This window comes from Colwellia marinimaniae (assembly GCF_002207865.1).
Classification (GTDB): Bacteria; Pseudomonadota; Gammaproteobacteria; order Enterobacterales; family Alteromonadaceae; genus Colwellia; species Colwellia marinimaniae.
The window spans coordinates 1-371 of the sequence record NZ_BDQM01000153.1 but is presented as its reverse complement, the minus strand read 5'-3'; the positions used below and the strand labels follow the sequence as shown (position 1 = coordinate 371).

The window sequence follows — 371 nt, the reverse complement described above, 5'->3', positions numbered from 1 at the left end:
AGATGTAAATGATTACTCATCACTACGTAAGCACAGATATCAATGGCAAACACAGATGCCAGCTCCAGTAGTCGACTTTCAACCCAAACCCTTCTATGCTCATAGGATTGACCAGTATAATGATCTATTCCACACAAAAAAGCCTTTCTAACACAACGAGATACGCAGTGATAATATAGCGTATCCTCTAAACTGACTAACGCTTTTCTTGGTGTTGGCATAACAAACCCTCCTCAATAACTCTGACTTAAGCTTAGTCAAGGGATCTTCATCTGACAATCCTGGGTGTCTTGGTTGTTTTTGAGGAATTACAGTATTGAGTGTCCACCCCGGTCCTATCAATACCTATATGGCGGCGCAAGGTAGTATGA

General features: G+C 41.5%; 1 protein-coding gene. It reads right to left on the bottom strand.

From position 1 onward, the window contains the following. Positions 1–221: transposase (locus MTCD1_RS21900; RefSeq protein WP_498067568.1), on the bottom strand; the 221-nt coding region annotated here is incomplete at its 3' end. Between the last annotated feature and the right edge of the window lie 150 nt (positions 222–371).